Consider the following 22,162-nt stretch of genomic DNA (forward strand, 5'->3'; position numbering starts at 1 on the left):
TGCCATTTTATTTATATACTGTTTTTCCATTCCATTAGGGCAGAGCGTAAACACTGTATCAGTTGGGTCAGGTCTGCCATATCGCCGCCCCTCTGCTGCCGCAGTTCGCGCCAGAATCCGCCCAGGGCGGTAAACGCCGGGCTGGCGTCCAGCAGATTTTGCAACCGCTCGCAATTACGCAAAAAGAGTTGCCCGGCCATGGTGCTTTTACCCACCAGGCCTGCCTGCTCTTCCAGCAAGGCCAGCAGTTGCAGCGCCTGGGGCAGAACGTCCCCCACCGCTGCTGCAAATGACGGGCTGAGAGCTATTTTTGCAGGTATGGCACGGCCCTGCCCGTCTGAAGGCACACGCTCGCCCAGTTTGTCAAACATCTGACGCCACAAAAAGCGCTGCGCATCAAGCCACTGGCTGCGGTCTTCACTGCCGTGCTTCGAAAGGCAACGCAAGGCGGCAAAGCCGTAACTGTCCGTTTCCGTCTGCCACACGCGGGCCTCACGGCCGATGCAGGACGCCCCTTTCTCAAGCGCCGCATTCCACCGCCCGGTTGCAAGCCAGCCGCAAACAAGATCGCCCACACCCTCGGGGCTGATACGCCCGAGGCAGGCATGCCCGTGCGGGCAGGCGCGCCCGTAGGGACAGGGGTGGCATGGCATGGCAGGTTCAAGGCAGCAGCAACCCGGCAAATACGGTCCGGTATCCCAGGGCTGGGCCGTGGCCAGAAATATGGCAAGACACGGCCCCCCCAGGCCCGCGGCCAGATGCATTGTTCCGGTGTCGTTGGTGACAAGAAGACGGCAATGGGCGAGCAGGCCCGCCAGCTGTGCGATATCGGTGCGCCCCACGGCAGAGATGCAGGGACCGCGGGCTGCCTGCACATACTCTTCGGCAAGGGCTTGTTCCGCCCTGCTGCCAAGCAAGACCGGACAAAGCCCTGCCTCGCGCCATAACCTGTCGCCCAGGGCGGCAAAGGAGGCGGCGGGCCACTGCCTTTTTGCTTCGCTGGCCCCCAGCTGCAAGGCCACAAAGCCTTTGCAGGCCGATGTAATGCCTGCCGCCGGCGCGCCCTCTTCGAGCAGGCCGCGGGCAAATGCCCGTTCCGCTTCGGGCGGCGGCTGCAAACCTGGCCTGCTGCCGGGCATCGTACTATTTGCCGCAAGCCGCGCTTTTTCCGTACCTGTCATGGCGTTTGCCCCCACCATACGGAACGTGTCCACAAGGTTGAAGGGCGTGTTCAGGCGCCGCAGCACTGTTCCCGCAAGAAAGGAGGCCCATACGCCGCCGCTGAAGCCAAAACCTTCGGCATCCATGCCGAACCCGGTGATATCGCCGGGGTGCGAGGCCACAAGGCGGGCCAGCAGACGTGCGGGCAGCGTGGCAGTAAGATTGATCACCCGGGCATCGGGCATGCTTCTGCGGATTTCGCGCACAAAAGACAGCAGCCGCAGAGCGGCCCGCCGCCAGTCGCCTTCCACATCCGCCATGATGCGCGCGCCGGGCAGAGGCCAGGTCACATCCACATGTTGCAGCAACGGCAGGGCCGAAGCGAAGTTTTCCAGACAGACAAGCCCCACGCGCAACCCGGCATGGTGCAGGTCGTGTATGAGCGCCTGGCCTTGCAGCAGATCGCCAAAACGGGTCAGATTGATGATGACAACATCACGCCCGCCTGCCGGATGTTCGCCGGCCGCAAGAGCGTGTGGCTGCTGGATATGGGCGTGGAAGGGTTCTGTCTTCATGAGCGCTCAGGCCGTCAGGCCAGATTGGCCTTGTGTCCGCCATCCAGAAGATTGAGGGCCAGGGTGCGTTCCTGACGGAAGCGGTTTTGCACAGCGGCCTGCACCTCGCTGGTGGACGAGCCGAACTGGCCGGACCGCACCTTGTATACATTGGTGATAAGCCTGCGCTCATAGGCCGGGTCGCCGGGGTCACCGCTCATGGCTTCTGCGCGGGCAAAAATGCGCGTGGCTCCTGTGGGGCCATGCTGCACGGATGTGCTCCAGATGACCTCACGCATGGCAGGCGACAGGCTGTCTGCCTCCAGAGAGGTCCGCTGGCTTATGCCCTCCACAGCAGGCTTGTAATGGCTTTCGCGCACATAGGCTTCCTGCAGCGCTTCAAAGCGTTCCGGCTGCTCATCGGCAATGGCGCGCCACATGTCGGGCATCGCTCCCTTGCGGCTGCCGGTATTGCCCGGCCCTGCCGAACGCAGCCTCTTGGAGATATCCGGCGCTTCTCCATCCAGAAATGCAAGAAAATCATTAAGGCTGCCCGCGCGTGACGATACCTGATACTTGCCGTATGAGGTTCCGCCGTTACGATCATAGCCTATGGCCGCTATGCCATCGCGGCCGGATTCAAACTGGGCGGAAAGCTTGCCCAGCTCCATCTCGGCTGCATCCGGCTGCTGCCGTTTTTGCCGGGCCTTGCCCTGCCCCGGGGCTGCAGGACGGCTATGAATGAAGTCTCCGCCGTTCAGACCGCCAAGCCGTTCCCCCACAGTGCTGGTGAGCGAGTGCAACTGACGCGCCGCCCCCATGCTGCGGGCCAGATCAAGGGTCGAGCCGTTGCCGGAAACACTTTGCATAAGGCCTTCAATAGCCTGCGTCTGGCGCAGATCAGCCTGAGCCTTGCCAAAGACCTGGGCTCGCATGAGGTCGCTGGGGCTGCGCCCCGCAAGCACGAGATTACGCGCGGGAGCCTGCATGCCCGCAAGTTCCGCAGGTCGCACCTGTGCCGGGGATTCCTGGCCGCTCATGGCCTGTACGGCTTGCGGAAGCGGGGCTGTCCCTTCAGCCTGACGCGCCTGCCCCTGCATGACTGCGGCAAAACTGGCTCCGCCCGCGACCGGCGCGGCGCGGCGCTGGCCGGCGGCCTGCCCCTGCTGGGCCTCGCTGGGGGGGCGTATGAGAAAATTGGAAAGCGCCATGTGTTCCTCCTGAGCGGCTGATCTGATACCACACAGAAGGGACAGCAAGTACAGTGCCAAGACGCCAAAGCCAAGGCATTGCAGCGAGTTGAATCCGCAGTAAGGCAGCCGGCCCGCGGCGCAGCCGAAAAAACGGCGCAATTCGGCAGGCATTGCGCCAGAATGCCGACACGCGCGGTTCAGAAAAGCCGGTTTCACGTGCGGGCAGCCCGACGGGATACATGAAGACAATGAGAGAGAAGGCAAGCCTTGCATGCCCCGGAAACGCAGGCAAAACCTCGGCACGCGTTGCGTACACGGCAAAAGGCCTACCTCGGAGAACGGTACGGGAAAGAAAGAGAAAAAACTAGAAATCGAGCTTGAACTGCATGCCCAAGCCCAGGGCGGAGTCCGGCTGCTTGTTGCTGGATGGCCGTTCGCGCTGCTCGTTTCTAAGGATAAGCTCCGGCCCCAGACCGATGCTCAGGTCATCCCCAACGGTGGTATCGGCGTAGGCCCGCACCACATGCCTGCTTTCCATGCTCAGGTTTTCGTCAGGGGTAATGCAGCCCGGTCCCGGCTCACGCCAGGATGAACTTTCGTCTTCCACGCTCAGGGCCAGGGCGGATTTATTTTTGTGTGCTCCGGAAGCCGCATTCAGGGCGCTGTCAATCCCCTTGGCCGTGTCTACGGCCTTTCCCCCGGCAGGGGCAACCGCGCGGCTGTGCAGATTGTCTGCGGGCGTGCCCTGGGCCTGCCAGGCATCAAGACTGCTGCCCTCGCGAAAAGTCCAGGCTCTGGCGTGGACGGCATCCTTTCTTTTTTTCACGGTAACGGTGCGGTTCTGGTCTGCACGCGCCTTTGACCTGTCCACACAGGGAACCCCCTGTTTTGCCTTGTCGGCCACCTGGGATTTTGCCCCCTGATTGGAAGCGGCAGCAGCGCGAGAGGCCGTCAAAGGGGCGGCCAACAAGACACCGCACAAAAAAATGATGGTGATTACCGGCTTGACCATACCTGCTCTTACGATAGTCCCCCAGGCTTGTAAAGCTGACCGCAAAACTGTGGAAATATTTTTACCCAAAAATACAAACCAGAATGCGGGGTACATTTTTTTATAAAAAATGGCCGAAACGGCACAGGGCGAAGCAGCCCACCGGGCTGTCGGCCTTGCAGAAAATATGGCGACCCGCCGAACAGCCCGGTTCAAAACAAAAAGTGAATACGCAAAAAACGAAGCCCCCCGGCCTTTTGGCCGGGGGGCATTACATTCATAGCGCAGTCTGCCAGGCAGCCCTACAGGCTCACGCCACCCTGTGGTCTGGCCTCAGGCGCGGCAGACGCGGATTCGGCCGCGGCCTTGCCCGAAGACTTGCCGGATGCCCCGGCGCTTGTTTCCTGATTCAGCAGTTTTTCGGTATTGACCACGGGAAAGCTCGGGCTGGCGCCGGGGTCGTTCCAGCCGCCGCCAAGGGCCATGCAAACGCTCACGACGTTGTCCAGGCGGTCACGCAGGGCCGATGCCAGTTGCAGTTCGGCAGCAAAAAGCTGGCGTTCCGCATCCAGAACGGTCAGGTAGTCCGTATAGCCGTTGTCGTACTGCAGACGGGCAATGGTAGTGGCACGGCGCAGGCTTTCCACCTGGATCTGCATGCTGCGCACGATGGCGTCGGCCTCGCGCTGGGCGGTCAGCGATGTGCGCATGTCTTCAAACGCCGTCTGCACGGTTTTGCGGTATACGGCCACAGAAGCCTTTTTACGTGCTTCGGCATCCTTGACGTTGTACCAGGTGCGGCCGAAATCTAGCAGGGGCATGGAACCGGTGACGCCGTAGCTCCAGGCTCCGGCAGGGCCGGTAAACAGGCTGCCCACGGCCGCACTGACCGTACCCAGCATACCCGTAAGGGACACCGAGGGGAAGAACTGGGCACGGGCCACGCCGATATTTGCGTTATTGGCCATGAGCATGAATTCGGCGGCACGCACGTCCGGCCTGCGCTGCAGCAGGTCGGAAGGCAGACCTTCAGGCAGCACGGGGGGCGACGGCAGCATGCCGATGGCCTGCCCGCGCGGCATGCCGCGTTCCATAATATCACGGGGCGAACGCCCGAGCAGCACGGCCAGTCCGGCTTCGGCCCTGTCCACGGCCACGGTGCTGGTGTGCACCTGGGCACGGGCGATTTCAACCTCTGCACGGGCGCGCTGCCAGTCAAGCTCGGTAATGTCACCCTGCTTGTAACGGCTGCTGTAGATGCTGAAGGCATCTTCGCGGGTTTTAAGCGTACGGCGGGCCGTATCCAGCTGCATGTCCAGGGCCAGCAGGGCAAAGTAGCTCTGGGCCGTCTGCCCTGCCACCGAAAGACGCAGGGCCTCATGCCCGATGACCGTGCTCATGAGCACATCGCTGAGCATGGTGTAGTTATTGCGGTTCTTGCCCCAGAGGTCCAACTCCCACGAGGCGCTGAGCGCGGCCTGATTGGTGGCCGTGGTGCGGGAAAGACCGCTCTTGTCAAAGGGCATGGTGTTGGGCGTTTTTTCCGAAGCCCCCTGAGCCATGGACGAAGCCGAGCCGCTGACCGAGGGCAGCAGATCCGCAGTGGCTATACCCACCTGCGAGGCCGCTGAATCGATCTTGGCAAGGGATTCGGCAATATCCTGGTTGTTCTTCAGCGCCTCGTCCACCAGGGCGGTAAGCACCGGATCATTGAAGCGGTTCCACCAGTCAGTGTTCAGCGGGGCGGCGCCCATATCCACCGTGCGCCACTGGGCGGGCATATCCATTTCAGGCCGTTCGTAGCGCGGCGCAAGGGAGCAGGCCGAAAGCATGAATACCGACAGGACAAACACTGCCCCCGTCAGACGCATGCGACCGGCATTACTGATGGAACTCATAGATCCTCCTGTCCATCCCCGGTAAAGTCCTTACCGGCGTTGGGATCTGTCTTGCCCTGTATTTTCAGTGATATCTGCATGATTATCTTAAAGAAATACGGCACAAAAAGCGTGGCTATGCACGTGGCCGCCAGCATACCGCCAATGACCGCCGTACCCAGGGCGTGGCGGCTGTTGGCGCCCGCGCCTGTGCTGATTGCCAAAGGCACGCAGCCAAGAATAAAAGCCAGAGAGGTCATGACAATGGGCCTGAAGCGCAGCCGCGAGGCAAAGCTCGCCGCCGCGTCAAGGCTACGGCCGCCGCGCCACGCCTCTACCGCGAATTCCACGATAAGGATGGCATTTTTGGCTGCCAGACCCACCAGTGTGACCAGAGCCACCTGAAAGTACACGTCATTGGAAAGGCCGCGCGCCCAGGTTGCCAGCAAAGCGCCGAACACGCCGAAGGGCACGGCCGTGAGCACCGAAAGCGGCAGGGACCACGACTCGTACTGCGCCGCCAGAATCAGGAAGACCATGACCAGAGCCAGAACAAAGATCACCGTGGTGTCCGTACTGGCGAGCTTTTCCTGAAGGGCTGAACCAACCCAGCCCAGACTGTAGTCTGTGGGCAGAATGGCCTTGGCTGCGGCTTCCATCTGGTCCAGAGCCTGCCCCGATGAAAAGCCCGGGGCGGGAGCACCCATAACGTGGGCCGCAGGAAAGACGTTGTAGCGTTCCACCACCTGGGGGGCGGTGCGACGTTCAAGGGTCATGACGGCGGTCAGCGGGATCATCTCGCCCTTGTTGTTGGGCACGTACACGTTGCCCAGGTCTTCGGGCAGAACCCTGTACTGGGCCTCGGACTGCAGACGAACCTGGAAGGTACGGCCCATATAGTTGAAGTCGTTCACGTACGCGCCGCCAAAGGTGCCGCCCATAGCCGTGAACACGTCGCTGATCTGAACACCCATATCCTTGCAGCGATCACGGTCGAGGTTGGCGTACAACTGGGGAGAACCGGTGGAAAACAGGTTACGCAGCATGCCGATGGCCGGATATTTGCGTTTGCCGTCGGCATCCACAGCCATAACTTCCTGTACAAGACGGTTGGTCTCATTTTCCAGGTCCTGAAGGCTGCCGGTGCCGCGCATCTGAATGTAACCTTCAAAGCCGCCCGTGGTGCTCATGCCGCTGATGGGCGGCGGTGCAAAGCCCATAACCACCGCTTCGGGCTGCATGAGCGTAACCGCGCCCACAGTCTGCAACACGGCGTCTGACGACATTTCGGGTTTTTTACGTTCACCCCAGGGCTTGAGCAGGGCAAAGAAGGTGCCGTAGTTGCTCTTGACCGAAATGGACGTGATGTCCAGACCGGACAGGGTACCCATGCTCTGCACAGCGGGGTTGCTGAGCAGAAAGTCGTTGAGAACCTTGTTGACGGCCGTTGTGCGGTGCTGCGAGGCACCGTCGTCCAGAATGGCCATACCCAGGATATACCCCTGGTCTTCATTGGGCACGAGGCCGCCGGGGACGACCCTGAACAGCCACACGCAAATGAGGATCATGACGGCAAACAGCGACAAGGCCCGCAGGCTGGAAGCCTTGAGGTAGTTAACGATGTTCACATAGTTTGTAGTTACACTGTCAAAGAACCTGTTGAACCACACAAAGGGTTTGGGCGGTTTGTAGCTGTGGTCGTGGGGCTTGAGCAGCAGGGCGCAGAGGGCGGGGGTGAGCGTCAGCGCCACCACGCCCGACAGAACCACCGACACCGAAATGGTGATGGCGAACTGCTTGTACATCTGCCCTGCCAGGCCGCCCATAAAGGATACGGGAATAAACACGGCGCACAGCACGAGCACAATGGCCACAATGGGGGCCGTGACCTCGTTCATGGCCTTGGCCGTGGCCTCCTTGGGCGGCAGGTGCTCCGTGGTCATGATGCGCTCCACGTTTTCCAGCACCACGATGGCGTCGTCCACCACGATGCCGATGGAAAGCACCATGGCAAAAAGCGTAAGAGTATTGATGGTATAGCCAAAGGCGTACAGCCCGGCGAACGTACCGATAATGGAGACCGGCACAGCCACGCAGGGAATGATGGTGGCGCGCCAGCTTTGCAGAAACACATACACAACGATGAACACCAGTATCATGGCTTCCACCAGGGTGGAGACCACTTCGCGGATGGATTCAAGCACGAAGTCGTTGGTGTTCACAAGAATGGTGTAATCAAGCCCGTCAGGCATGGTCAGGCCGATTTCGGCCAGCTTGTCCAGCACACGGTCGCCGGTGGCGATGGCGTTGGCCCCGGGCAGCAGATAGACGGCGCCCATACGCGCCACCATGCCGTTATAGCGCGAGGTGACGCTGTAGTCCTTGCCGCCCAGCTCCACACGGGCCACATCCTTGAGGCGCAGCATGGCGCTGTCAGGCCCGCTGCGCACGATGATCTCGCCGAATTCTTCCGGCGTGACCAGACGGCCCTGGGTGTCGATCTGCCAGGTAAGCTGTGTGGAATCTGGTGAGGGCATTTCGCCCAGGCGTCCGGGAGCGTACTGCGAGTTCTGCTCCTGAATGGCGGCGGCAACTTCATTGACGGACACGCCATACTTCGCCAGCTTGTCGGGCTGCAACCAGATGCGCATGGCGTAGTCCATGCTGCCGAATATGGTTACGTCACCCACGCCTTCCACGCGCTTGAGCGCGTCCACCACGTTAATCTGCGCCCAGTTGTTGATGAACACCTGGTCGTAGCGGCCATCAGGCGAAAAATACGAAAACACCAGCAGCATGGCCGGCGAACGCTTGAGCACGCTTACGCCCTGGCGGCGCACCGCTTCGGGCAGCACCGTCTGGGCCAGGTTGACCTTGTTGTTGACGTTGACAAGGGCCATATCCGGGTCTGTACCCAACGAAAAGTAGACGTTGATGCTGCCCGAGCCAGAGCCGGAAGCCGCCGTGGAAGTCATGTAGAGCATGTTTTCCACGCCGTTGATATTGACTTCCAGAGGGGCCAGCACGGTAGACGCGATGGTCTCCGCGGAAGCACCGGGATACACCACGCTGACGTTGACCGTGGGAGGCACCAGGTCGGGGTACTGGGCCACGGGCAATGCCCGCATGGCCAGCGCCCCCACCAGAGTGATGACAATGGATATGACCGCCGAAAGAATTGGTCTGCGTAAAAAGAAATTCGGCTTTGTGGAAACAGCCATACTTACCTACTTCTTAGCCGCGCCATCCCGGGGCTGTTCGCCCCCGGAGGGCATTATGCTCACTTGTGTGCCGGGACGGGCCTTGATGATGCCTTCGCTGATAATGCGTTCGCCGCCCTTGAGACCCTCAAGCACAAGATATTTGTCGCCAACGGACACACCAACGACCACGGGAATGGGATACACCTTGTCGTCCTTGTCCACGCCCATAACCAGCGAACCCTTCTGGGTCAGCAGTACGCACTTTTGCGGAACAAGCACGGCGTTTTTAAGGATATCGCCATCCATATACAGCCGGACATACTGACCGGGCATGATGCTGCGGTCAGCATTGGCAAAAACCGCACGGGCCTTGATGACGCCGGTGCTTGGCTGTACTTGGCTGTCAATAAAAGTCACTTCGCCCTCGCCCTTGTACATGCTGCCGTCAAGCAGCCGCAGCCGCGCCTTGTAACGGCCTTCGGCAGGCAGCGCGAGGCGGCCTTCGGCGGCCAGGTTCTGGCGTGTCATGCGCTCGGGAGCGGCAATGGAAAAATCGATGTACATCGGGTCGGTCTGGTTCACGTAGGTAAGCAGGGAATTGTTGCCCACGAGGTTGCCCGGGGTGTAGTTTTCCTTGCTGCTGTAGCCGGAGACCGGGGCCGTCACCTGACAGTAATCCAGATTGATCTTGGCTTGGCGCATGGCTGCCTTGGCGCTTTCATAGGCGGCCAGGGCATTGTCGCGCTCTTTCTGCGACACGGCATTCTTTTCATACAGCGGGCGCACCCGCCGCCATTCCCGTTCGGCATTGGTGAACTGGGCCTGAGCCTGCTGCATGAGCGCTTCGTAATGGTCGCGTTCCAACTGGAAAAGCAGTTGGCCCTGCTCCACATAATCGCCTTCTTCATACAGCCGCTTTTCAATAATGGCTTCAACCCGCGCGCGCACTTCAACAGCCCGCGAGCCGGATGCCTGCGCCTGATATTCGGCAGGCCACGGTTCATCGCGGGCTACAACATCAAAAATTGCCACGGGCAGGTGCATGGCCCCCTGCTGGGCTTTTTTTTCACTATCGCAGGCGACCAGCGCGAGGCAAAGCGCCAGGGCAAGAGGAAGAGAGAACAGCTGTCTGCTTGTCATGAACTACTCCATAAGACGCGTGACTCGGCACGCTGAAAAAACCGCCCGGCATACAAAATCGGGCGAAGCATCAATGTAAAAAACACAGTTCATTGCAAAAAGCAATCGAGCCGCCCCGCAAGGGGGTCAGAGCAAGACTGCAAAAATACTTAATGAAATCAGCATGTTGTAACACCGTATTATTTTCTCGCAACATACTGATTTTATTAGATAAAAAATTATACCCTATTCCTGCCCAATGTTGCCGTCGTGTTCCGCCAATTCGTGCTCATCATGCCACAGCCTGGCATTACGGGCAGCACTGTTCAGAAAGGCATACCACCAGATGCCGTCTTTGAGCAATTCCAGCCTCTTGAACCTGTGCCGTTCATCGCCCATGCGCAACACGGTGATTTCCAACATTTTTTCTGCGCCGTTTCCATCCACAAAGACCAGACGCAGAGCTGCTTTTTGCAGCGCCCGCAATTCTGCTGTGGAAAATGTACTGATGCCTTTACCGGCGATTTCTGTGGCCTTGAGAAAACTGGTGGCCTGCTGGGACTCCAGCGGCAAATCCCGGGGAGAGCCGTTGAGCAGCAGATCAACCCGCACAATATTGGCAAGATTGATTTTACTGCGATTGATGACCTTTCCTTCGCGCAACACTCTATAATAGCAGGCTCCGGTATCTTCCGAAGCCCCCATGACCACAGCCGTGCGCACATCCGGATAAAAAACGCCCACACTGGCCGTCATGCCCGAAGCAGTGGCGACACTGCTTTTTTCTTCGGCAATGCATTGAAGATGTTGCGCTGTTCTGCGCCTGGCATCCACATAAATGAAGACCAAAAACACAATGAGCGCGGCGACAATGGTAAAACTCATACAACACGCCTCCGCATGCTCACAGTGTCTCGAGCGTCAGAAAATGTCAAGGAAGGACGCAGAGTGCGCCCCCTGACGTGGAAAACCCTGTAAAAAACCGGAGACCGACCCGGCCGAAGGCAAAATCCTGCCACCCAGGCGAGCCGCCTGACAGTGCGGCAAGCAGAAAAAGACTGGAACAGCACCCGCATGCCTGTACACGCGGCGCGCCGGATACGGCAAAAGAACAGTTGCGTTACGGGCAGAGGCGCGAAGAAGTTCTATTCCTCAAAGCGCAGTCGCTTCAGCGTGCCCGCCTGCGCGGCCAGCAGTTCGGCAACAATGGATACCGCTATCTGCTGCGGAGTTTCAGCCTCGATGGTCAGGCCGATGGGACAACATACGGCGGCCAGTTCGGCGGCGGGAACCCCCTGGGCGCGCAGCAGGGCATAAATCTGGTCGCGCTTGGTCCTGCTGCCGATCATACCTATGTACTGGGCGTGGCTGGTCAGCGCCTGCGCCAGAGTTTCACGGTCAAAGCCGTGTCCGCGCGTGATGATGGCTACATAATGGTGACGGCCGATGCCGCAGGCGTTTACCAGGTTTTCGTATTCCGGCAGCACGTAGCAACGGCGCGCCATGGGAAAGCGCTGCGGATTGGAAAACTCCGGCCTGTCGTCCGCGACGTCTACAACAAAGCCGCAGGCATGCGCCAGGCGTGCCACCTCAAGCGAAACATGCCCGCCCCCGCAAAGCAGCAGGATCGTCGGGGCAGCCAGAGGTTCCACATAAACGCTGGACTCCCCTTTTTCCACCAGTCCGGCACGGCCCTTGCGCCGGGCGGCCAGCTCTCGTGCTGCTGCCGTGTCCAGGCTCGCGCCGGCGGCCAGCTCTCCGCCCTGGGGCAGGCTGTCGAGACATAGGCTGCGCGAGGGCGTTTCGTGGCTCACGTCCACCACCCACACACCGCCCACGCCTTCGCTCAGGGCCAGAGCAGCCAGACTGAACAGGCCCGCCTGCTCCGGCAGCAGCACTTCACACAGTACTTCCATGCCGCCGCCGCAGATCATGTCGCTGTCAGGAGTAAAGCCGCTGAGATCGCAGCTGACCCGGGCAGAACGCCCCATGAACAGACTCTGGGCGGCGGCCTCCATGGCCCGGGCCTCGAGCAGGCCGCCGCCCACCGTGCCTTCCGGCCCGGCCTGCGTATACAGGGCACGGGTTCCGGCATCACGGGGGGCCGAGCCTGTGCGGCTGATAACCGTCACCAGCACCACGCTTTCCCCTTCGCCCAGCAGCCGGGCCACGCGGGCTTCCAGCGTGTCGGGCCAGGGGGCGCTCATGCCGCCGGAACCGGCAGCGTCAGCGGAACAGGCCCCCGCAGGGCCGGTACTGACGGCCCCGCCGCCAGGTTCGTCACTCCTGCTCATGATCTTCCTCCTTCACATAGCCGCAGCCCTTGACCGGGCATATGACCTTCAGGCCGTCCCGGCTCTTCTTTTCCACCAGATAGGGGGAGTTACAGCGCGGGCAGGGGCCGGGTACGGGCCTGTCCCACAGGGCAAAGTCGCACTGCGGGTACTGGTCGCAAGAATAGAATATCTTGCCACGCTTGGTGCTTTTTTCCACCAGCTGCCCCTTTTCGCAGCGCGGACAGGGCACGCCCGTGGACAGGGGGGCCGCATGCCTGCATTCGGGATAGCCCGTGCAGGCGATAAAGCTGCTGCCTGTGCGGGCTTTTTTGATGACAAGGTCGCGCCCGCACTTGGGGCACTGCCCCACCTTTTCATACTTCGGCTTTTCAGCGGCCACGGCCTCCACCTTGCCCTCCTCGTTACGGGAGAAGTTGCTGGTGAAATTGCAGTCGGGGTAGCCGGAGCAGGCCAGAAAAGCGCCGGCCTTGCCGAACTTGATCATGAGCGGCTTGCCGCATTCCGGGCAGGCTAGATCGGCGGGGATGCCGCCCTTGACGCTCTGCATGTTTTTGGCAGCGGCCGTAAGGGTAGGATTGAAATCGTCGGCAAAGGCACGCAAAAGCTCTACCCAGTGCTCCTTGCCCTCGGCCACCTTGTCCAGCCCTTCTTCCATCTGGGCGGTAAAGCCCACGTCCATCAACCGCGAAAAATGTTCGGTCAGTTGGCCGCAAACCACACGCCCGAGATCTGTAGGCACAAAGTGCCTTTCGGCCAGGCTCACATATTCCCTGTCCTGCAATGTGGATATAATGGCCGCATAGGTGGAAGGACGCCCGATGCCGCGCTCTTCAAGCTCGCGCACGAGGCTCGCCTCGCTGTAGCGCGGCGGAGGCTGGGTGAACTTTTGTTCCTTGTCCATCTTTTCCAGCTTGAGGGTCTGCCCGACCTCCACAGGCGGCAGATCGGAATCGGCGTCTTCTCCGGCGCGGGGCAGGGCCGCCATAAAACCGGGGAAAAGCAGACGTTCGCCCTTGGCGCGCCACTGGCTGTGAGCACAGGCAATGGTGACAGTGGTGTCGTGAAAGCGCGCTCCGGCCATCTGCGAAGCCACAAAGCGCGACCAGATAAGCCGGTAAAGATTGTACTGGTCAGGGGGCAGGTGTTGCTTGACCTCATCGGGCGTGATGGACACATCCACGGGGCGGATGGCTTCGTGGGCGTCCTGGGCGCTGCCCTTGGTCTTGTACACACGGGCGCGCTTGGGCAGGTAATCCTTGCCGAAGTGTTCGCCAATAAATTTCTTGGCCGCGTCCCGGGCCTCATCGGCAATGCGCGTGGAGTCCGTACGCATATAGGTGATAAGGGCGGTAAGGCCGCGGTCGCCCAGCTCCACGCCTTCATAGAGGCGCTGGGCAATATTCATAGTGCGCTTGGCCGAATAGGAAAGACGCTGGTTGGCCGCCTGCTGGAGCGTGGAGGTGATGAACGGCGGCTGGGGCGCGCGCTCGCGCTCCTTCTGTTCCACATTTTCCACCACAAAGGGCTGCCCCTTGAGGGCGGCCTCAAGAGCCTGCGCCTCTTCGGCATTGCCGATGACCGCCTTCTTGCCGTTGACCTTGAGCAGATCGGCCTTAAATGGAGGCGGCACCTCGCCCGAAAGCAGGGCCTTGAACAGCCAGTATTCCTCTGGCCTGAAGACCTCGCGCTCTTCCTCACGCTCCACAATAAGGCGCAGGGCCACGGATTGTACACGGCCTGCGGATATACCGCGCTTGATGGTTTTCCATAGCAGGGGTGAAATCTTGTAGCCCACAAGCCTGTCCAGGATACGGCGGGCCTGCTGGGCGTCAAAAAGGTCGGCATTGAGTTCGCGCGGGTGCGCTAACGCTTCCTTGACGGCCTTGGCCGTAATCTCGTTGAACTGGATACGCTTGATATCCTTGGCCTTGTCGCGGATCAGCTCGGCCACATGCCAGGCAATGGCCTCACCTTCGCGGTCGGGGTCGGGGGCCAGATATACGGTCTCGGCCTTGGATGCGGCGGCGCGCAGGTCGCTGACCACATTTTTTTTATTTTCTATAACTTCATAATGAGGCGCAAAGTCATGCTCTTCGTCCACGCCAAGCGTTTTGGCGGGCAAGTCGCGTACATGGCCCACACTGGCCTGCACCATATAAGCCGGTCCCAGAAATTTCTTGATGGTCTTAACCTTGGCCGGTGATTCCACTATTATCAACTGTTTGCCCATGCTGCCCTCAATTGGCTTTCCGGCTGCGCCAAAAATGTCCTGCGCGCCCTTTATGTAACGGCAAGATACGATAAAACCCGAAGGCGTCAAGTGCGGGCCGTGAAGCCGGGGTTGCTGCCCGGAACCGGCAAGAGCAAAAAAATGCCCGGCGCAACGCATGGCCGGCAGGCAGGTGCAAAAGAAAAATATATTGGATTATTGGGCAGATGACACATCAATTCCACAAGCATGGCAGCATGACATACCCAACTGGACAGGGGTGCGTCACTTGCGGTAGTATAGTAGTAATTTCCAGTCAAAATGAGGGATATATGCTCATATGTCCAATACCATACCGCCTTGTAGCGGCAATCTGCCTGACGATGCTCTGCCTGCTGGCTGCGGGCTGCTCGTCGCGCCATAATACCGGCCCGGATGCGCCCGGCAGTTCGGATTTTCCGCCCGGCTCGCCTGCTGACCCGCGCTCCAACCAGGCCGAAGCCAGGCCCGGACCGTTGCCCGCCATCAAGGCAAGCCCCGGGCAAAGCGTCTTTGTGGACGTGAGCGGCGGCAGCGCCACATTTAACGCCGACCTTCAGTCGATGCTGACGGCTTACCTGCAAAGTGAGCGGGAGCTTGTACCCGCGGATTCGGCCAAGGGGTCTGACCTGCTGCTGCGTGTTGCGGTGGACGAGGTAGTCCCCCTGGGTTCGCGCAGTACGCCGCCCGATGCGGGCAGAGCCTTGGGGCATACCGCTACCGGCGCCATGCTGGGTGCGCTCGTGGGCGGCGCTACCGGCGGCGGCCGCGGCGCGGCCTGGGGCGTTGGCGGCGGCCTGTTGCTGGGCCTTGGCGTCAGCATGCTTGACGGCGGCACAAGCAACATCTGGGGCATGCGCGCCCGCGTGGGCGCAGGCCGTAACGGCAAGCAGCCCCAGGAGATGTATACGGTAAGCGTCAGCGCCGAAGGCGCCGGCATGGGGCGCGACGATATTCTTCCCGCCCTGGAGGACAAGCTGAGCAGTGAAATCGTCAAGGCCGTAAAGCCCTGACAAGCCCGCCGCCCTGTCAGGATGCCGCAGCGGACAGTCCTTTTGCTTCAGTTACAGCCCCAAGCCTGCCGGTTCCCCCTTGCCGGACGAGAAAAGACCGTTCCCCCACATGACCAGGCTGCGCTGTGGCAGAAGCCACGCCTTGCAGCCTGGCAAGACACGCCGGTCATTCTGCATACCCTGAAAAATTGCCTGCAACACATATAACAGACAGCGAGACGTCTCTGCCCGCAGCCACCTTCAATCCTCCTGAAACATACCATACTCCGAGGATTTACAACAGACAGCGCCCGGGCGGACAGCGGCCCTGGCGCACGAAAATATTTTTACAGACTTGTTCACTGGCCCGAAAAATGCATCCGCCGGGAACATGCATGGCGAAAGCCCTACGCTTTCGCATTCAATACCAGCCGCGCCTCTGGCGGCAAGGACCGAGGTTTTCTTATGACTTTGAAAGGACTACGTTTTATTGCACTGCTGCTTTGCCTGAGCCTTGTGCCGCTTGCGGCCTGCGTGCGTCAGGCCGCTGACCCGGACAAGCTGGAAGTATTGCGTTCGGGCAAGCTGCAGGAAGCACAAGACGATGATACAATTGCGGATACTGTCTATGTAAGCGTGCGCGACAACACCAACCGTGTTTTCGGTCTGCGCGCGCAGACAGAATCCTGGCTGCAGCGCAGCGGATTCACCATTGTGGGCAACCCCAGCGAGGCCGGATATATTGTACAGCTTACGGTGCTGTCTGCCGGAAATACAGATCCGGCACATCTGCGGCAGATGGTTGACGCAGGCTACGACACGCCTTCCGCGCTCAAGGGCAGCGGCGGCGCTACGGTCATGGCCGACGTGCTGCTGGTGCAGCGCCGCGTTCCCAGCGCCCAAAGGCCAAGCAGGGCCAAACTCAAGAACATCTCCAGCCGTAATGCCCTTTCCAACAGCCAGATGCGCATAGCCGTGCTGTTGCCCGGGCAGGTACGCATGGATGCCGGAGCACCCACCCTGTTTACAGAAACTCTGGCCCGCGAAATCGGAACCGCCATTCACGCGGCCAACAAAAACGCTGACCAGGCCGCCCCCGCCGGAACCGGAGCAGCACAATAGGCCACGCTTCGGGGGCAGATGCGGCTGCAAGCCCGCACGACCGAACAGCGATCAGACATACAGCCTGTGGCTGCCGCCGAAATGGGCACCCCTGCGGCGCTACCGGCCGGAACACTGCCGTGCGCATGCCGCAGCCGGACCAGTGGCCCTTTCGCCTGTGCCTGTTCCCATGTTAGACAAAAATCAACCGGCCGGATTTTCCTGACGAGATACGGAAAATCCGGCCGGTTCCATTGGTACGATGGGTTTCAGGGGCAGGCCTGCCCGACCCTGGCTGCACACGGCCTTCGGGCGGCATGGGGCAGCCGCCCGTTCGGGCGTCTGCCGTGGCGCGTCAACCGCGCTTCATGTTGTCTATGAGGCTGTCCAGCGCCTGAGCCTGAGCCGCAAGATCAGTAACAGCCCTGGCGGCCTCGGCCATGGCCTCGGCCGTCTGCCGCGACATGCTGTTGATCTGTACTATGGTCTGGTTGATTTCTTCACTGGCGGCAGACTGCTCTTCGCTGGCCGTGGCAATGGCGTTTACCTGGTCCGCCGTGGCCTCCACCGTGCCGACGATCTCGCTCAGGGCCTGACCGGACTGACCGGCATAATCCGTAGCCTGCTCCACCTGCCGCACGGCTTCATCCATACCGGCCATGCTTTTTGCGGTGCTCTCCTGAATGGCCCTGATGGCATTGCCCACATCGGTGGTGGAGGACATGGTTTTTTCCGCCAGCTTGCGCACCTCATCGGCCACCACGGCAAATCCGCGCCCTGCGTCTCCTGCACGGGCCGCCTCAATGGCCGCATTGAGTGCCAAAAGGTTGGTCTGGTCAGCAATGTCGGAGATGACGCTCATGATCCGGCTGATGTCCTGGGCATGCGTGTTCAGAAGCGCCATATCCTGCCGCAACGCACCCGAAACCTCATGCACCTGCCGTATGCTCTGCAATGACTGCTCCACGATATGCGCGCCCGCCAGCGCTCTTCTTCTGGTTTCCGCCGAGGCTTCTGAAGCCTGGCTGGCATTGCGGGCGACCTCCTGCACGGTGGCGTTCATTTCATTCATGGCCGTAGCGGCCTCGGCAAGGCGCTGGGCGGAGTCCGCAGCGCCCCGGTCTGACTGCTCGATCTGGGCCGAAAGCTCTGTGGAAGCAGATGAAAGCACCGACACCACCTCTTCAAGCTGCCCCGCAGCAGCCAGCATGCCGTCCCGGCGGGCGCTTTCAGCAGCCCGGCGGGCATCCTCGGCCTCCATCATGGCCAGGCGGGCCTTTTCCGATTCTTCACGCGCCGCCCCGGTAAGGGCTTCAGCCCTGCTTATGCCCTCCAGCAAAGAGGCGATCATTTTTTTCAAAGCCGTGCTGAGCACCTTCATTTCACCGCCGAAGCGGCTGTCTTCAATATTTTGCTCCAGTTTGCCCCCGGCGATGATCCCGGCTGTTTCCGCCAGATAGTTCACCGGGCGCAACGCGCTGCGGATGACAAGATAGCTTATGCCGAGTAACACCAGCAGAGTTATGGCCGAAATAATGACGGTAATGCGGCTGATATCCCTGGCTTGCGCCAGCACTTCACGTTGCGGCACGGTCACGCTGAGATACCAGTGCTGGCTGCCGCCCCTGAAATCAACGGGATGAAAGTAGCGCAGCAGCACACCCTGCGCGTCGCTCACGTCTTCCATATACGACTTGCCGGCGGTAAACGCTTCTGTAACCGCCCCTTTGCGCCTGACAACGCCAAGGTCGAAGATGCTCTTGCCGACCAGGGATTCTTCGCGATGCGCCAGAATATCACCCTTTTCACTGACAAGCGAAGCGTAGCCGCTGCCATACAGGCTGACGGCCGCAACCATCTGTTGCAGCCGGGCAAGAGAAATATCCACCAGCACCACACCGAGAAGGTCATTGCCGCGCAGTATAGGGCAGGCCACTGTGGACATAAGCACGTCCTGCCCGCTGACCTTGAAGGGAATGGGGTCGGAAACGTAGGTCTGGCGGGTTTTACGGGGAATGACATAGTAAGGCTGGTCGACCTGCTCGCCAAGATCCACAAGCTCGGCCCCTCTGGAAAGGTAGGGCATGAAGCGTCCTTTGCCGTCACTGCCCGGCGCACCCGCATACAGCATGTCGCGGTTATCGAACAGGCCTGGCTCCCAGATAATGCCCACCCCGAAAATATCGGCATTGCCCATAAGCATACCCTTGATCATGGCAATGACACCCTGCCTGGTGGGCGCTTCGTTCTGGGCCACACTCTGCCCCAGGGCGGCAGCCAGGGCCGACGCCTCGTCAACAGCCATGTTCAGGAACCGGGACATGGAATTTCCCTCGGCCCCGCCGAGAGCGGCCAGTTCACGGCGGGCAATATCTTCAATAGCGGCGCTGCTGCGCGTCTGAATCTGCCAGGTCAGCAGCCCCAGACACACAACAAGAGCAAGGGCTACGGGAATCACAATCTTGGGCGTCATGCGCAAGGATCGGTACCAGGCGAACATAAAGACTCCATTGGTTAGCAGGGCAACAGTTTCTTTTTCCAGCCGCAAACGCACGCGCAACATCAGTGGTCGCATAAAGCTTTTCGGTAATTTATTCGGTTAGCTTTAGCAGCCAGACGAGGAGGCACAAAAAAAATATTCGTGCATGCAGGCCGCACATAAAGGATGCAAAAATGCGCCTCCCCCGCAAACGGCGGCACGCCACACGACGACACGGCAGGCAAAGCGGCTGCAGCTACATCGCGTGCTTGCGGAGCCGCATATGGCAAAAACGCCCTGCCAGACGGAAAAACATTTTCCGTCTGGCAGGGCGCTTACAAAAGCACGCCGTCTGTAAAATCAGGCCCTGCTTTTAAGCCTGTCGATAAGTTCCCGCAGTTCGCCGGCCATCTTGGCCACAGCCCGCACCTGGCGGTCGGCTTCACTCATGGCTGCACGGCTGGACTCAGCAATGTCCTGCACATTTTTCATGCCCTGCGCCACATGCACCACGGTATCGCTTTGCTGCTGTGCGGCCACGGCCATGCCGGCGGCGCTGTCCACGTTGGCGGCAGCCAGATCCAGAATCTGCGAAAGCGCCGCTCCGGACTGCTGCGCAAGATCATTGGATTCATGCACAGCCTCGCTGGTCTGCCCCATAAAGGCCACACTGGCATGAATGGATTCCTGAATGCCGGTGATTTTTGCACCTACGGCCTGAGTAGCGGTGACCGTTTTTTCTGCCAGTTTTCTCACCTCATCGGCAACCACGGAAAAACCGCGTCCGGCCTCACCTGCCCGGGCTGCTTCAATGGCGGCGTTCAGGGCCAGCAGGTTGGTCTGGTCAGCAATATCGGTAATAACACTCATAATGCCGGTAATGCCCTGGGCCATTTCGCCCAGTTCGGCAACCTGCCCGTTCTGCTTGGCCGCAAGATCGTTGACCCGGCTGATGGCCTGGGCGCAGCGGGTCACCACATCCACACCGCTGCCGGCATGCTCCCTGGAACTGCGCGCCCCGTGGGCCGAATGCTCCGCGCTGACGGCAATTTCGCCGGCGGCAGAGGCAAGCTGCTCCAGGTCATCAAGGCTGCTGCGCATGAGATCATGCTGGTCTTCGCTGCCCCGGTAGACAGTTTCCACGCGCTGGGCCAGGGTGGCGGAGTGGTCGGCAAGGTCGGCGGCAATAACGTCGGCCTGCGTGGCGATGGCGTTCATATCGCCCAGCAGGCTGGCAATGCGCGCTTCTTTTTCCTCTGCATCTTTAAGAGCATTGCGGGTATGCTCAGCGCTGGCCTGCGCTTCTTCAGACTTTTTCTCGTTTTCGGCCAGTTTGAGCTTGAGGTTATCCAGCAAGGCGCCCAAGGCACGCGACAGCGCGCCGATTTCATCCTGACGCCGCAAACGCAGGTCCACATCCAGATTTCCCGCCACCACTTCGGCCGATTTGTCCACAAGCCCGCGTAACGGATTGCGGATAGACCGCGTAATGGCTACGCCGGAAACAAGCATGCCCGCCAGCACGACCAGCAGCAGGGCAACAACCACATATTCCTCACGGGCCATGATCTGCTTGTAGCTTTCCCTGTCAGCTTCGGCGGCATGCAACATCATTTTACGCAGCTGCGCGAGGGTTTCCACCACCGCCGATGACTTGGCCAGCGTAACGGCATTAAAATGCGCTCTGGCCCCCTGCAGGTCACCGGCCTGCACAAGCCGCTCAATATCCGAAGCGCTGCGGTGCAGGTCCAGGTGGTCAGCCTCCATGCTTTTAAAATAGCTCGACGTGCCGGGCAGAATGGCTTCCACCTCTTCACGGCCACCATTATAAAACCACTGGCCGAAAAGGCATTTGTGGCCGTCTTTCTGCACTTCAAGCTTGCCGTCCGCAGGCGGCATGGCGACAAAACTGCTGACCCGTTCTTTCCAGTGCAGATGATCGGCCTCGCGCATGGCAAAAACCAGGGCATTGCTCTGTTTTTGCAACGCGCTGTCAGCCATGGTCATGACCAGGTTGGACGCATACCAGGCCACCACGGCAAAACAGATCATGCCTGCCAGGCTGATGCCGAAGCCAAAACACAACTTCTTTCCGATGGAAAGATTTTTCCAGAACATGATTCCTCCTGGAAATATTAGCTATCTATAACTACAGGAAATATAACCTGTTTTTAACACATTACCGAAATTTTGGCGGCAAAACCGTGCCGCCGGAAAATCCGGCACACCAGCACGAGCACGACGCGCATGGCGCGCTGCCCTTCTGCCCGTCGCAGCGTTGCTGCACAGGCGCATCAGTTACTATTTGTAAAATGACCCCTACGGGGAGGACTGCCTCTTGTCAAGCGACAAAGACCCCATAGTTGGTATTGATTGCGTCATGTTTTTGCCGCGCGGCTGTTCCAGCATGCTTCATAACCATAAGGAATAAATACCATCATTCAGCTTCGCCTATGTTCTTTCCGGCAATTGCCGTAAAAAGCTGTTCGCAGGGGCTGCAATAAACAAGGATATGCGTTACAGTCTGTACCGCAAAGCGGGCGGGCACCATCCACCGGTACGCCCTGCATGCCGGAGCAGCAAAAAAACGGCGGGCTTGCTGCCGCCTTTTCCATATTTTTTCGGCGTAAAAAATGCACCCGGCTCCCAGATTACGGGATGTGCCGGGAATATCTGATAAAATATTTTCTCTGATCTGCCGGAAAAAATTTTGCAGCCATGCCTTATTTAACTGTTCAAACAACCAGCTTTATGGTAAGGACTCTCTGCAACGAAAAATCGCGGTTTCAGATGCCGCCCACGGAGCCTCCACAGCAGTATTCTTTTATGGACGCCCATGACCTGATGCGGTATTTTTAATCCAAACGCTTTCTTCAGCGCAAACCTTATGTTCCCTGAACACGTCGCGCCCGCACCGCTTTTTTCGTGCGGGACCTACCCCGGCCGG

General features: G+C 59.9%; 13 protein-coding genes. 2 read left to right on the forward strand and 11 right to left on the reverse strand.

The genetic code is table 11. From position 1 onward, the window contains the following. Nucleotides 1-11: 11 nt before the first annotated feature. The 9 genes from ACZ495_RS10350 to topA form a co-directional block, all read right to left on the reverse strand. Nucleotides 12-1,736: a glycosyltransferase family 9 protein gene (locus ACZ495_RS10350; protein ID WP_464262227.1), complete on the reverse strand. Its 1,725-nt coding sequence runs from the start codon at nucleotides 1,734-1,736 to the stop codon at nucleotides 12-14. 14 nt (nucleotides 1,737-1,750) lie between these two features. Further along, nucleotides 1,751-2,926: a VgrG-related protein gene (locus tag ACZ495_RS10355; RefSeq protein WP_072311447.1), complete on the reverse strand. Its 1,176-nt coding sequence runs from the start codon at nucleotides 2,924-2,926 to the stop codon at nucleotides 1,751-1,753. A gap of 346 nt (nucleotides 2,927-3,272) precedes the next feature. Continuing rightward, nucleotides 3,273-3,920: a hypothetical protein gene (locus tag ACZ495_RS10360; protein ID WP_012623955.1), complete on the reverse strand. Its 648-nt coding sequence runs from the start codon at nucleotides 3,918-3,920 to the stop codon at nucleotides 3,273-3,275. A gap of 281 nt (nucleotides 3,921-4,201) precedes the next feature. Then, a complete protein-coding gene (locus ACZ495_RS10365; protein ID WP_296984180.1) occupies nucleotides 4,202-5,797 on the reverse strand; it encodes an efflux transporter outer membrane subunit in 1,596 nt (531 codons plus the stop codon). Continuing rightward, nucleotides 5,794-8,997, reverse strand: coding sequence for an efflux RND transporter permease subunit (locus ACZ495_RS10370; RefSeq protein ID WP_072311409.1), 3,204 nt, complete (start codon nucleotides 8,995-8,997; stop codon nucleotides 5,794-5,796). Before ACZ495_RS10370 ends, ACZ495_RS10365 begins: the two co-directional genes overlap by 4 nt. A gap of 6 nt (nucleotides 8,998-9,003) precedes the next feature. Then, nucleotides 9,004-10,119, reverse strand: coding sequence for an efflux RND transporter periplasmic adaptor subunit (locus tag ACZ495_RS10375; RefSeq protein WP_012623952.1), 1,116 nt, complete (start codon nucleotides 10,117-10,119; stop codon nucleotides 9,004-9,006). A gap of 225 nt (nucleotides 10,120-10,344) precedes the next feature. Continuing rightward, nucleotides 10,345-10,983: a hypothetical protein gene (locus ACZ495_RS10380; RefSeq protein WP_012623951.1), complete on the reverse strand. Its 639-nt coding sequence runs from the start codon at nucleotides 10,981-10,983 to the stop codon at nucleotides 10,345-10,347. A gap of 260 nt (nucleotides 10,984-11,243) precedes the next feature. After that, nucleotides 11,244-12,392, reverse strand: coding sequence for an XdhC family protein (locus ACZ495_RS10385; protein ID WP_012623950.1), 1,149 nt, complete (start codon nucleotides 12,390-12,392; stop codon nucleotides 11,244-11,246). Then, nucleotides 12,379-14,625, reverse strand: coding sequence for a type I DNA topoisomerase (gene topA, locus ACZ495_RS10390; protein WP_012623949.1), 2,247 nt, complete (start codon nucleotides 14,623-14,625; stop codon nucleotides 12,379-12,381). The genes ACZ495_RS10385 and topA overlap by 14 nt, the downstream gene beginning before the upstream one ends. Nucleotides 14,626-14,936: 311 nt before the next feature. Here topA and ACZ495_RS10395 point away from each other — a divergent pair, with 311 nt between their 5' ends. Both ACZ495_RS10395 and traT read left to right on the forward strand, forming a co-directional pair. After that, the gene (locus ACZ495_RS10395) at nucleotides 14,937-15,656 is read left to right on the forward strand and encodes a hypothetical protein (protein ID WP_464262228.1); all 720 of its coding nucleotides are present in this window, start codon (nucleotides 14,937-14,939) and stop codon (nucleotides 15,654-15,656) included. A gap of 444 nt (nucleotides 15,657-16,100) precedes the next feature. After that, on the forward strand, nucleotides 16,101-16,757 hold the full coding sequence (traT, locus tag ACZ495_RS10400; protein WP_012623947.1) for a complement resistance protein TraT: 657 nt from the start codon (nucleotides 16,101-16,103) through the stop codon (nucleotides 16,755-16,757). Nucleotides 16,758-17,091: 334 nt separating this feature from the next. On the opposite strand, the gene ACZ495_RS10405 is transcribed toward traT, so the two are convergent. Both ACZ495_RS10405 and ACZ495_RS10410 read right to left on the reverse strand, forming a co-directional pair. Then, nucleotides 17,092-19,236: a methyl-accepting chemotaxis protein gene (locus tag ACZ495_RS10405; RefSeq protein WP_041724594.1), complete on the reverse strand. Its 2,145-nt coding sequence runs from the start codon at nucleotides 19,234-19,236 to the stop codon at nucleotides 17,092-17,094. Between the two features lie 339 nt (nucleotides 19,237-19,575). Further along, entirely contained in the window at nucleotides 19,576-21,333 is a 1,758-nt protein-coding gene (locus ACZ495_RS10410; RefSeq protein WP_464262229.1) for a methyl-accepting chemotaxis protein, read from the reverse strand. Between the last annotated feature and the right edge of the window lie 829 nt (nucleotides 21,334-22,162).

Source organism: Desulfovibrio sp. GTC20076 (assembly GCF_055385905.1).